This window comes from Clostridium arbusti SL206, from assembly GCF_000246895.1.
Taxonomy (GTDB): Bacteria; Bacillota; Clostridia; order Clostridiales; family Clostridiaceae; genus Clostridium_I; species Clostridium_I arbusti.
In genome coordinates, this window is sequence record NZ_BAEV01000049.1 from 1 (window position 1) to 12945 (window position 12945).

Sequence of the window (12945 nt, forward strand, 5' to 3'; positions counted from 1 at the left end):
CTTGCTTCAATTGTCATATTAATAAGTTGTAATCATAATTTTATAATTGATATATGAAAATGAATAACACCTTAGTAAGATTCATTGATATTTCTAATTGATTATTTAATATTTCTTAATAAATACTCTTATAAATCTCTACTAAATCTTCTAAACTAGCTTTTCTTGGATTAACTAATGCACTTCCACTTTGGATAGCATCCTTTGCAAGGGCCTCTATACTTTCTTCTTTAACTCCTACATCTCTTAGCTTTGTTGGAAGTCCAGTTTCAGCATATAATTCCTTTACCGCCTTTACCGCTAAATTACTTGCTTCTCTTAAGGACAGCCCTTTAGTATTCTCTCCCATAGTTTCTGCAATATCTTTAAACTTTTCAGGACAAGCTGCTCTGTTATATTCCATAACTCTTGGAAGAAGTATGGCATTTGCAAGTCCATGTGGTACTCCAAAATATGCTCCAAGTGGTCTTGACATTGCATGTACTAGTGCTACTGAAGCATTACTAAAGGAAAGTCCTGCTTGCATTTGCGCAAAGAGCATATTATTTCTTGCTTCCATGTTTTCTCCATTTTGCACTGCCTTTGCTAGATTTTTACTTATAAGCTTTATAGCCGAAAGTGCCTGTACATCAGTGGCTTGCTGAGCTTTTTTTGATATATAAGCCTCTATAGAATGTGTCAAAGCATCCATTCCCGTAGCAGCTGTTACATCTGGTGGAACCATTACAGTTAAATCACCATCCAAAATTGCTACTTTAGGTATTAGTGCTTCTCCACCTATTAACATTTTTACTTTTCTTTTTGTATCAGTTATTACTATAAATCTACTTACTTCACTTCCTGTTCCCGCAGTAGTTGGTACTGCTATAACTGGTACCCCAGGAATTTTAGGTTCTTTCTTTTCATAATCAACAATGCTTCCAGGATTAGTAATCATAGCACTTATTCCCTTTGCTGCATCAAGAGGACTTCCTCCACCAAGAGCTACAATTACATTTACACCTTCTTCTTTCGCAATTGTAGTTCCTAAATCTACTGTATCCACACTAGGATCAGATTCTACTTTGTCAAAAACTATATATTGCAGATTTTCCGATTTCAAACTGCTTATAACTTTATCTAACGCCCCAGTTTTTTTAGATGAATTTCTTCCTGTAACGATCATTGCCTTGTTACCATACTTTTTAGTTTCTTCACCTACTTGTGCTGTGGATCCTTGTCCATAGATTATTTTTCCTGGTGATTGAAATACTGAGCTTACCATTGTTGTGCCTCCTATATACATTTTTTAGTGTTTTATCAATTGTTATGCATTAAATTTGATAAATCAATAATTATCATGTAAATAATTTAACATATTTAAAATACTTTTTATATGTCCACTATACACAAATATATATAGTTCTGATTGTTAATTAAGGCATATGAAAATAAATAACAAGTCAAAGATACGACGTATATTTTGAATCTTACAAGGAAACAGATTCTGATGATAGTGGTACTATCAGAGGGTTCTGTTAATGTAGTATGATTCATAATAGACTAGTATACTGACTAGTTATTTATTTGAAGATGCCTAAATATAATTTAAAAACTTTCCAATCTTTATGGCTTCTGCAAACTCAAGTAAAGTATTTATATCTTTAAGGTCGCACTTAAGAATTTCTTCCATTTTATTCATTCTATATTTCATGGTATTTCTATGAATAAAAAGTTTTTCAGCTGCCCTTCCAAGATTGGCTCCTTCAGCCACGTAAGCCTCCAGTGTCTTGAATAAATCACTTTCACTTTTCTCATCATATTCAATTAATTTATCAAGAGTTTCATGATAAATTTCTTTCATTTCTTCCTGATTATCCATTTGAAAAAACATCCTATATATACCAACCTTGCTATACTTTTTTACACTACTTTTTTCTCCACATACTTTTACAATTTTTAAAGCCTTTTGTGCTTGATCAACACTCTTTTTAAAATCTTTTAACTCATTGAATTTACATCCAATACCTATACTTACAGTTAAATCATTGAATTTTTCTTTAACACCTTTTATAATATCCTCTGCAATAGACTCAATAGTGTCATAATTATTATTCCATTCCCTTACAGGCATCATTAAAATAATAGAATCACGCTGCATTACATAAAGTATTTTTTTTCTCCATTTATTCATTACATTCAATATAATTTGTTCTATATTTTGCTTAATTTCTATAATAGCTTCTTCATCAGTTATTTTTTTATCTCTAATAAAATTTCTAAAGTCATCAATATCCACTACAAGGGCACAATAATTTTTACTTGAATTGTATCCATAAAAAGAGGCTCTATTTAAGATTTCATCTGTAAAAGTAGATTCTCCAAAGATAATTTCCTTCATAAAACTATCCATGGATTCCTTTTCTACTTTATTCATAAAAATAGCTCTACATATACTCTGAGTTACATCTATGAGTTTAACTTCAAAGGGTAATTCAAATATGGGAAAGTCAAATTTATCTGCCAATTCTTTAACTTCTTTTGGCGTTTCCGTAATATAAGGTCCTGTATTTATAACAAGTCCAGAAAGATCTCTATCTATTAAATCTTTTACTAACTGTAAAAGAGTATTTACGTCGTCTTTTATAACTAATCCTGTAATAAAAAGCAGTTCTCCACCCTTTACCCATTCAGAAACCTGTGGATTTTCAACTACATGAATCCATCTTATAACTTTATTCATTCCACCTTTTCCAGCTACCACTTTCATCTTTTCAAGATGTTGTAATTTTAAAATACTATTGCAAGTAATAAGCATACTTAACCTCTCCATCTCTTTTAGACATGTGAAAATAAATAGTAAGTCAAAGATGCGACGAATATTTTGAATCCAACAAGGAAGCAGGTGACCAGGATAGTGGGCTATCTGAGGGTTCTGCTGACGCAGTAGGATTGAAAATAGGCTAGCATACTGACTAATTATTTATTTGAATATGCCTTATAATGTATAATTCATAAATTTTAATATATATATGATATTATTATATAGGACTATTTGTAAAAATAAATATAAAGGTTGTCAAATTATCAATTATAACATACTATACTAACTAATCATCAAAGATTTATTCACAAGACATTTTTACAAAGTTATAATTGTCCACATATTTATTTATTAATTGATAAATAAAATCACCTAATAATTTTTATAAGTACTTATTGAATGCTTATTATATAGATAATCAATTCAAAGTACTATTATAATGGTGACTTTAGGCATATGAAAATAAATAATAAGTCAAAGATACTAGTTATTTATTTGAAGATACCTTACACCAATTAATATTTTACTTATTCCACATAACAAGCTAATAGAAAGAAGGATCTAACCATGAAAGATATTTATGCTGTAAAAGGAAATATAATATTTACACCTGCTTTTGGTAAATACACTATATTTAAAAATAGTTACATTATTGTAGAAGGAAAATATGTTAAAGGAGTATATGAAAAATTACCTCTGAAATTTAAAAATATATCTGTAAAAGATTATGGAGATTCACTTATAATACCGGGCTTTGTGGATTTACATTTACACGCTCCACAATTTGCGAATCTAGGTCTTGGACTAGACAAAGAATTAATGCCTTGGCTTGAAACCTATACCTTCCCAGAGGAAAAAAAATATTCGGATTTAGTATATGCTAAAAAGGTATATGCTGCGCTCATAAAAGAGCTGTGGAAATTTGGGACTACACGTTCTGTGGTGTTTGCAACACTTCATAAGGAAGCTTCTAAAATGCTTATGGATATGTTTGCAAAATCAGGACTTTCAGCTTATATAGGCAAAGTTAATATGGATATAAATTCTCCTGATTATCTAGTGGAAACCACCGAGCAGTCACTAAAAGACACAGAAGAAATTCTAATAGAATACTCTGATAAATATGATTTAGTTAAACCAATAATTACACCTAGATTTGTTCCAACTTGCACTTCTGCATTAATGGATGGTCTTGGAAAACTAGCTGCTAAATACAATACTAAGGTTCAATCCCATTTATGTGAGAACAAAGATGAAATTGCCTTTGTAAAACAACTTCATCCTATTAGTAAAAACTATGCTAGTGTATATAATGAAGCCAATCTTTTTGGACAACTTCCTACTTGCATGGCCCATTGTGTATTAGTAGATGAGGATGAAATAGATTTAATGGTTAAAAATCAAGTTTTCGCTGTGCACTGCCCAAATTCAAATAATAATTTATCCAGTGGTATGTCACCTGTAACAAAGCTTATAAATAGTGGTATTCCAGTAGCTCTTGGCAGCGATATTGGTGCAGGTCACAGTTTGTCTATGCTCAACACCATGGTAGCCGCAGCTCAAGTATCAAACTTAAATTATGCTACTAAAAATAGAACTGAAAAGCCTTTAAATACTGCTGAAATATTTTATTTAGCTACTAAAGGTGGCGGCAAGTTCTTTGGGAATATTGGAAGTTTTGAAGAAGGCTATGAGTTTGATGCTTTAGTTATTGATGACAGCACTCTTCCTATAGTTAAGACTTTAACGTTAGAAGAAAGACTTCAGAAATTTATCTATACTGGTGATGACAGAAATATAAAGATTCGCTACGTGGCAGGTAGTGAAGTTAAAGAACCTGCATTTTAAATCTTTCCCTTTTTTTAATCACCCCTGGGGTGTATAATTCTCCAAAATTTCCATTTTAATCACCCCAGGGGTGTTCTTTTTTACAGAATTTCCATAAATTACACCCCAGGGGTGATTTTTATATTGACAATTATAGGCTACACTACTATAGTGTATAGTAGTGTAGCCTATAAAGGAAGGAGGTAATATGATGCTATCCTCAATTGATTTAGTCATTCTTGGATATTTATTTCATGGTGAAAAAAGTGCTTATGAAATGGTTAAGGAGTTTGAGACTTGGAGTCTAACTAATTGGATTAAAATAAGTAATGCTTCCATTTATAAAAAAATCATTAAGCTTTGTAATGATGGTTTTCTTGATTCAAAAACTATTAGAGAAGGTGAAATGCCAGAAAAGATTGTGTACTCTATAAATAAAAAAGGTGATGAGTATTTTCATAAACTTATGGAGGAGTCTTCTACTAACATCTCCCACATATATTTTGATTTCAGCGGCTTTATTTCAAACTTAAATAATCTTAATACTGAGGAAAGACATACCTTACTAAAAAAATTTAATAGTGCATTAAAGGAAAGGAATGAATACATGCACGGTCCTCATAAAGAAGAGCACAAGGACTTAAAAAATGAAAATGCCTGGGACCTCATAGGTCTTTATGAAGATCTATACAAACTTTTAGATAAATGGTCTTCAAAACTATTAGAAAAATATTGATATTATTTTGAAAATCCATCTAAGGCACATTCAAATAAATAACTAGTCAGTATGCTAGCCTATTTTGAATTCTACTGCGTCAGCAGAACCCTCTGATAGCACCACTATCATCAGGACCTGTTTCCTTGTATAATTCAAAATAGACGTCTCATCTTTGACTTGTTATTTATTTTCACATGCCTAGTATGAAAATAATAATTTTAAATAAAATAAAAATTACATAGGGAGGTTCAGCATGAACAAAAAATCAGGTTCCAACACTGCTATTGCCTTTATTGCCATAGTATTAGGCTTTTTTATGGCACTTCTTGACACAACAATAGTTAATATCACTCTGCCTAGAATGACAGAGTACTTTAATACCACGGTACAAAACATATCCTGGGTAGTAAATGGATATAATATTGCCTTTGCAGTACTTATAATAACCGCTTCAAGACTGGCAGATCAATTTGGAAGAAAAAAAATATTTATTATAGGTATCATAACTTTTACTGCTTCTTCACTACTGTCAGGTTTATCACAGTCACCAGAAATGCTAATTTTCTTTAGAGTTATTCAAGGATTATCAGCAGCTCTAGTGGTGCCAGTAACTATACCACTGGCACTTAACATATTTCCACCGAAAAAGCACGGCATGGTTATGGGCTTATGGGGAGCTTTTGCAGGACTTGCCGCTGCTAGTGGACCTTCTCTTGGAGGTATAATCACTCAATTTTCTAGTTGGAGATTTGTATTTTTTATAAATATTCCCATAGGAATTATTTCAGTTATTTTAACTATAAAATATATTAAGGAATCTTATGATTCTTCTGCAGATAAAAGAATAGATTTTCTTGGAATACTTACTTTATCTGTAGGTGTATTTTCCCTTACCCTAGCACTTATAGAGGCTAATGATAAGGGCTGGACTTCAACTTTCATAGTGTCACTATTAATAGTGGCTGTAATAGGATTCATACTATTTATAGTAACGGAGTTAAAAGTAAAAAGTCCTATGCTCCCTCTTAGTTTGTTTAGAATAGCACCTTTTACTTGCGGAGCTATTGCACTGTTCTTATTGGGACTTGGAATGATGGCTGGGGCCTTCTTCTTGGCATTTTTCCTAACGCAGGTTAAGGGTTTAAGTGAACTTTCAGCAGGACTTATTATATCAACTATGGCATTAGCTTCTATAGTAAGTTCATCAATCAGCGGTCCTCTAACTCAAAAACTTGGTGGAAAGTGGTTTAGTACTATTGGTTTAGCTCTATTATCAATATCAAGCTATCTTTACAGTACACTTACACAATACTCTACTAATTTAGATATAATTTTAAGACTTATCGTAGCTGGTCTTGGTATGGGTCTTGCCATGTCCTCTATAATGGGATCTATGATAAGAAATGTACCTAAAGATAAAATAGGCATGACCTCAGGAGTTAACAATATGACAAGAACTCTTGGTACTGTACTTGGAGTTGCTGTACTATTAACACTATTCAATGCTAGCATGACTTTTGAAATGACAAAGGCTAAAACCGATGCTATTAACATAGTTAAAGCTGATACAGTTTTTAATGCTGAGGCCAAAGCAGCTATGATAAACTCTTTTAATTCATCAAAAGCAACTTCTACTAATAGTAATAAACCTAATGTAGATGATATATTAAAGCAAATTGATACTAAAGAAAAAGAAACATTAAAGGCTGCTCCACCCGCTATGCAAAACAAAATACAACAAGGCTTTGAAGCTCAGAAAAAGGAAACAAAAGTACTTTTTTCAGCTGTAGAAACTAAATTTACAGATCATACTGTAGTTGCCTTTAGTACTACCTTTAAATATGGTTTCTTCATATTGATTCCTGGAATATTCTTTGCTTACTTTAGTGATAGGAAGAAAGAGAAAAATTTAGTTGGAGAACCAAGAGAATCATCTGCAGTGTAGTACTTGATTATATCCAAAATAATCTCAATACACTTAAAATAATAACTTGGAAGAATTGGAACCATATAGTCAATTGAAGTCAGTGAAATATATTAGATCAGAGTATTAAAAACTCTGATCTATTTTTTTCTGTATACGAACTAGTTATTTGTAGCTCTTCACAAATTATATTTATAATTTCTTATCTAACAAAAGCACCTAATAAGAAATATTCTGTATCTACTTGTCCTAATGCTACATATTATATATTAGCTAGAAGAATATAAATAAAAAACTTTAGGAGGAAAAAACATTATGGCAAAAAGACTTTTTTATAGCTTATATGCTACTGACGGTTTTATTGACCTTCCAACAGATCCGACGGGATGCTTAGATCGTAGAAGCATATACATTTTTGGTTTTGTAGGAGGTTTATGGAAAGTCCAAGATAAATGTACAGGCAAGTTTACAATTTGTGACCCAAGCTTAGATCCTGCAAATGTAACAGCACGAGACGATCTAAGAGGAACAGCTGTAATTCCATCGCCATTAATAAAAATGGACACGGATGATGAACTATTTATAACACTAACTAACCTGGGTTTTCTAAGAGCTGAAGAACCAATTTTAGACGTTCATACTATTCATATACACGGTGGTCACGTAGCAACCCAGCTTGATGGTGTACCTGAAACTTCCTTTGGAGTACCAGTAACTCCTATAGACGAGCCTTCAATCAGTGTCACTTATTACTTTAAACCTGAAACACCAGGAAGTTATTTCTATCACTGCCACCAGGAAGCTGCTGAACATGTTCAAATGGGAATGTATGGAGGTCTAATTGTATATCCCTCAGTTAAAGATGTATCCCATTGTATTAGGTCAAAGGGAATCACCAACAGGAACTTTGCAAATTCGGAGTGTTCCAGCTTTTTCGATAAAGAATATGTAATACTCTTATCTGATATCGACTCCACATGGCACGATGCTGTTCAAAATCAGACTGACTTTAATCCGGTAAATTTTAAACCTGACTGGTGGCTGGTAAATGGACGTGCCTTCCCTGATACACTCTTACCTGCTGGTGTTTCTGTAGGTGGTGGTGCTTATAAAATTCCTGCTGGATATGATTCTTATGTTCACATTAAAAATGAGCAAAGGTTCCTTCTCCGCCTCATTAATATGGGTTATCAGCCGGTTCCATGGCATACTCATGGTTGGCATGGAAGAATAGTTAATAAAGATGCACATCCGCAGCCACACGATGATAAAGTTTTCACCCAATTGGTTGGTTCCGGAGAAAGCTATGACATTCTCTTTATTGCTGAAGATAAAAGACCTATTTATTCTGATTATATTTTCTGCGGCAAAGATGGCTTTCCATCATTAATGAATCAGGTTGCTGATGCAACTACAGAATCTATTAAAGCAGGTACCTTTATGCCAGGTTTCGGAGATTCAACTACTTTATGGGCTAACACTCCAGAGGCAGGCGGTACCACATTGTGTCCGTTCCCAGGAAACTTCGAAACGCACAATTATGGTGAAGCAGATAATTTCTTCTTTCCCCAATTCTATATTGCCCATAACCACGATGATTACAAGGTTACCAATAATGGTGTATACCCTGGAGGCCAATTAATATTTATCCAAACTGATTTGCCAAGGGAGAAACCTCACAAGCCTTGTAAACCGGATTCTGATTCAAAATGTAAAAAAGCTACTACTTCAAGTCCTAAATTTCCTTAATCTTTAAAAATAATTAAAAGGTACGCCTTTCTATAGGCGTACCTCATATTCCAATTGGAGGTATATTATGATTACAGTATTAATTACTATAAGTATATTAATCGCCGTCACAGGGGCATTTTTTCCCATATACTATTACTATTATTTTATCCCCAGGAAACATCCTTTTGAAATAGCAGGTTGTGTTCTAACAGCTGATGATAGCATTATTAATGTTGGCTTTAAAATCAACAGAACAGGTTATATTACTAAAAGTCCCCAGGAAATTTACATTACAGATGAAGCAACCAGGATAAAAATTTATTTACTAAGCATCTCAACGATTGGAAAAATGGTAACTCGAAAAGGCCATAGAGGCAAATATGGTTATATGATGTTGGTAAATATAGGAAACGTTGTGAAACATGAATCTAAAGTCACTGTTACTATCGGTGACTTCCAAAAAAAACATGTTACTGTAATTTAACAGGATTAAAGATAAATAAAAATTAACTAAATGCTATGATAATGCGTATAAAAATCAACTAAAAAATTGTTAAAAGCCTATCATTGTTCTGATAAAGATCATATCATAAAAACTAGCATCATAAAATAAATACTTAAATGATGCTAGTCACTGAATCTGTTAAATTTCCGAAGCAAAATCTCTATGCAATTTTTTCCATTTTATCTATTGTTTCAAGATATTCCTGTCCCTTTACGTGATTATACTTACCTTCCCACTTTGATATAGCCACTGCTGCTAAAGAATTACCTACGATGTTTACAACAGTTCTTGCCATATCAAGAATACGATCTATTCCAGCTATAAAGGCAACACCTTCCATTGGAATGCCTACAGAGCCTAAAGTTGCAAGTAATACAACAAAGGATGCTCCAGGAACTCCTGCCATTCCCTTTGATGCTACAAGTAAAACAATTACTAAATTTATTTGAGCAGGTAATGACATATGAATCCCATACATTTGTGCAATAAATAATGCTGTTATGGATTGATACAAAGTAGATCCATCAAGATTAAAAGAATATCCAGTTGGAATAACAAAAGATGTAATAGCTTTTGGACAGCCAAACTTCTCCATTTTCTCCATTATCTTTGGCAAAACTGCTTCAGAACTTGCAGTAGTATATGCAATGATAATTTCATCTTTTAATATTCTAAGCATTTTAAGTATACTAGTACCTGCTATCTTTGCCACAATTCCAAGTACTACTAGTATGAAGAAAATCATTGCTCCATAAGTAGTAAGAATAAGTTTTATTAATGGAACCAAAGAAGCAAGTCCAAATTTTGATATTGTAACACCTATAAGTGCAAATACACCAATAGGCGCAGTTTTCATAACCTGATTTGTAACCCAAAACATTGCATCTGCAATACCTTGACAAACACTAAGCACAGGCTTTCCCTTTTCTCCTATTGAAGCTATCCCTAAGCCAAACATAACAGAGAAAAATATAATTGGAAGTAAATTTCCTGTAGAAAGTGCTTCAAAAAAATTACTTGGCACAATATTTACAAAAGTATCTGCCAATCCGTGATGAGTTGTAGTAGCTGTATTCACGTAATTCTTAATACTTACCTTTGAAAGTTCATGAATATTTATTCCACTTCCAGGATGAAATATATTTGCCACTGCAATTCCTACAATAATGGCAATAGTAGTTATAATCTCAAAGTATAAAATAGTCTTTCCGCCAAGCTTGCCCAGTTTTTTAATATCGCCAACACCAGCAACTCCAACTACTAATGATGAGAAAACTATTGGAATAACTATCATTTTTATGAGATTAAGAAAAATTTGTCCTATAGGCTCAAGATAAGTCTCTACAGCTGGATTTCCATAAAAAATACCGCCTACTGCAATACCAAGTACCAGGCCAATGACAATCTGTACTGCTAATCCCAATTTAATTTTTTTCATTTCATTCACCTTTTCTTATTTAGGCACATTCAAATAAATAACTAGTCAGTATGCTAGTCTATTTATTTTCATATGCCTTATTTTAAATTATTTTATTCTGTCCTCTGTCATTTATAAAATATAAAATTTTATTCATATTTTATAAGACCATCTATAGAATTCTACAATAACCTACAATTTTATTTGATAAATCAATAAAATAATTTATAATGATTACTCATTTAACAAATTATAGATTTATTATTTGTAATTTAGCAATAAATTTTTAAAATAAATTCATTGTTTTTATAATCTTATCAATGATTTATTATCTTTTTTACAGTTCTTTTAATTTAAAGTGATGGCACTTGAAGTTAAAAATTGCATTTTATAAAATTTATGCAAGAAAAACATTATATTTATAATTATCCTCTAGTATATTAACTTAATTTCTGCTATTCTTTTTTATGTATTAAAATAATAGGATTTTACTAATTTAGATATGATAATGAGGAGTGACTCCCTTTGAAAAAAAATTTTTATATATTATTAACACTTATACTACTAATCCCACTAGCAGGAGAATTTAAGTTTTTCCCATTTAACGATAGTTTTCGTGTAAGTCTTGGTACACCCATTTTTTTCTTTTTTCTACTTTGGGCAAGAAAAACACCGCTATTTTTATCTATGTTTTTAGTTGGTATCTCTGTAGTAATTTTTCGTGTTTTTTTAGACTACAATACATTGATAAATTTTAATATATCATCTTCATTTATAAGAAATTATTCTGCATTTTTTTATTATTTTACCTATGCCCTCTTATTTCATATTTTTAAAGTTAAAAAATTTCAAAATCGCTTATTTTTAATAGTATGTTTATCCGCCTTCATAGAGATAACTTCAAACATCTTAGAGCTTTCCCTTAGATATTTTACTTTAGGAGATAACATCAATAGCCTAGTGATAGGTGAAGTTATAATTATAGCTCTTATTAGAAGTGTATTTGTTTTAGGGATTTTCAGTATGCTAAAGCTTCATGAAGCAGAAGTAGAAATGAAGCAAAAACAAAATCAAAATAATCACATGCTATTTTTAATATCCGGTTTATATGAGGAATCTATAGAGCTAAAAAAAACATTACAAGATGCAGAAAACATTACAAGAAACTGTTATAATCTATATAGAAGTATGCAGAGTGAAGATTTTAATCTAGATAAAGAGGATTTATCTAAAAATATATTAGTTATTGCAGGAGAAGTACATGATATAAAAAAAGACAATCAAAGAATATATGCAGGTATTTCTAAAATGATTTCTAATGAAAACTCCACAGATTATATGAATATAAATGAAATAGGAAATATTATTGTAAATAGCAATAAGAAATATGCAGATTCACTAGGTAAGAAAATAAAGTTTAATTTTAAAGTTGACTTTTCTCTTCCAATGCTTCATGTTTACACCACTCTTTCTCTTATTAATAATTTGGTATCCAATTCTGTGGAATCAATTAAAGAAAAAGGGTCAATAGGTATTATAATTTGCAAAGATGATGAATATATTAAATTTAGAGTCCAGGACAATGGTACTGGTATTCCTAAAAAGAAAAAAGATTTGATATTCAAACCCGGATACACTACAAAATATGATAATTCTGGTACACCTTCTACTGGTATGGGACTTCCCTATGTAAAAAAATCAGTAGAAAGTCTTATGGGTTCCATAGAAATAGAAAGTACCTCTGTTATAACTGGTACAGTTTTTACTATAAAACTACCCATTAAAAGTTTAACTAGGTCATATTGAAAAAAAAACTATATAAACATTCATAACAAACTAACATATTCTCCAGTTACTTAGGCACATTCAAATAAATAACTAGTCAGTATGCTAGCCTATTTTGAATTCTACTGCGTCAGCAGAACCCTCTGATAGCACCACTATCATCAGGACCTGTTTCCTTGTATAATTCAAAATGGACGTCGCATCTTTGACTTGTTATTTATTTTCACATGCCTTA

9 protein-coding genes are annotated in these 12945 nt (G+C 31.7%); 6 read left to right on the plus strand and 3 right to left on the minus strand.

The features are described 5' to 3' along the window. Window positions 1–115 precede the first annotated feature (115 nt). Window positions 116–1264, minus strand: coding sequence for an iron-containing alcohol dehydrogenase (locus tag RH99_RS10160; RefSeq protein ID WP_010237388.1), 1149 nt, complete (start codon window positions 1262–1264; stop codon window positions 116–118). Between the two features lie 312 nt (window positions 1265–1576). Next, entirely contained in the window at window positions 1577–2797 is a 1221-nt protein-coding gene (locus RH99_RS10165) for a PucR family transcriptional regulator (protein WP_010237390.1), read from the minus strand. Window positions 2798–3370: 573 nt separating this feature from the next. Here RH99_RS10165 and guaD point away from each other — a divergent pair. The 5 genes from guaD (at window position 3371) to RH99_RS10190 (ending at window position 9487) form a co-directional block, all read left to right on the plus strand. Continuing rightward, a complete protein-coding gene (guaD, locus tag RH99_RS10170) occupies window positions 3371–4651 on the plus strand; it encodes a guanine deaminase (RefSeq protein ID WP_010237392.1) in 1281 nt (426 codons plus the stop codon). Between the two features lie 190 nt (window positions 4652–4841). Then, window positions 4842–5366 (plus strand): PadR family transcriptional regulator, encoded by a 525-nt coding sequence (locus RH99_RS10175; RefSeq protein WP_010237394.1) that lies wholly within the window; start codon window positions 4842–4844, stop codon window positions 5364–5366. A 235-nt stretch (window positions 5367–5601) separates the two neighbouring features. Further along, entirely contained in the window at window positions 5602–7293 is a 1692-nt protein-coding gene (locus RH99_RS10180) for a DHA2 family efflux MFS transporter permease subunit (protein ID WP_010237396.1), read from the plus strand. 294 nt (window positions 7294–7587) lie between these two features. Continuing rightward, on the plus strand, window positions 7588–9021 hold the full coding sequence (locus RH99_RS10185) for a multicopper oxidase domain-containing protein (protein ID WP_010237398.1): 1434 nt from the start codon (window positions 7588–7590) through the stop codon (window positions 9019–9021). A 67-nt stretch (window positions 9022–9088) separates the two neighbouring features. Further along, window positions 9089–9487, plus strand: coding sequence for a hypothetical protein (locus tag RH99_RS10190; RefSeq protein ID WP_010237400.1), 399 nt, complete (start codon window positions 9089–9091; stop codon window positions 9485–9487). A 181-nt stretch (window positions 9488–9668) separates the two neighbouring features. Here RH99_RS10190 and RH99_RS10195 read toward each other — a convergent pair whose 3' ends face one another. Further along, on the minus strand, window positions 9669–10946 hold the full coding sequence (locus tag RH99_RS10195) for a cation:dicarboxylate symporter family transporter (RefSeq protein WP_010237402.1): 1278 nt from the start codon (window positions 10944–10946) through the stop codon (window positions 9669–9671). Between the two features lie 504 nt (window positions 10947–11450). Between RH99_RS10195 and RH99_RS10200 the strand changes: the two genes are divergently transcribed. Further along, a complete protein-coding gene (locus RH99_RS10200; protein WP_010237405.1) occupies window positions 11451–12731 on the plus strand; it encodes an ATP-binding protein in 1281 nt (426 codons plus the stop codon). The last annotated feature ends 214 nt before the right edge of the window (window positions 12732–12945 follow it).

What these genes read in the sequence shown, in the direction of transcription:
- RH99_RS10160 (WP_010237388.1), bottom strand. Translation starts at nt 1,264, where the DNA reads ATGGTAAGCTCAGTATTTCAATCACCAGGAAAAATAATCTATGGACAA.
- RH99_RS10165 (WP_010237390.1), bottom strand. Translation starts at nt 2,797, where the DNA reads ATGCTTATTACTTGCAATAGTATTTTAAAATTACAACATCTTGAAAAG.
- guaD (WP_010237392.1), top strand. Translation starts at nt 3,371, where the DNA reads ATGAAAGATATTTATGCTGTAAAAGGAAATATAATATTTACACCTGCT.
- RH99_RS10175 (WP_010237394.1), top strand. Translation starts at nt 4,842, where the DNA reads ATGCTATCCTCAATTGATTTAGTCATTCTTGGATATTTATTTCATGGT.
- RH99_RS10180 (WP_010237396.1), top strand. Translation starts at nt 5,602, where the DNA reads ATGAACAAAAAATCAGGTTCCAACACTGCTATTGCCTTTATTGCCATA.
- RH99_RS10185 (WP_010237398.1), top strand. Translation starts at nt 7,588, where the DNA reads ATGGCAAAAAGACTTTTTTATAGCTTATATGCTACTGACGGTTTTATT.
- RH99_RS10190 (WP_010237400.1), top strand. Translation starts at nt 9,089, where the DNA reads ATGATTACAGTATTAATTACTATAAGTATATTAATCGCCGTCACAGGG.
- RH99_RS10195 (WP_010237402.1), bottom strand. Translation starts at nt 10,946, where the DNA reads ATGAAAAAAATTAAATTGGGATTAGCAGTACAGATTGTCATTGGCCTG.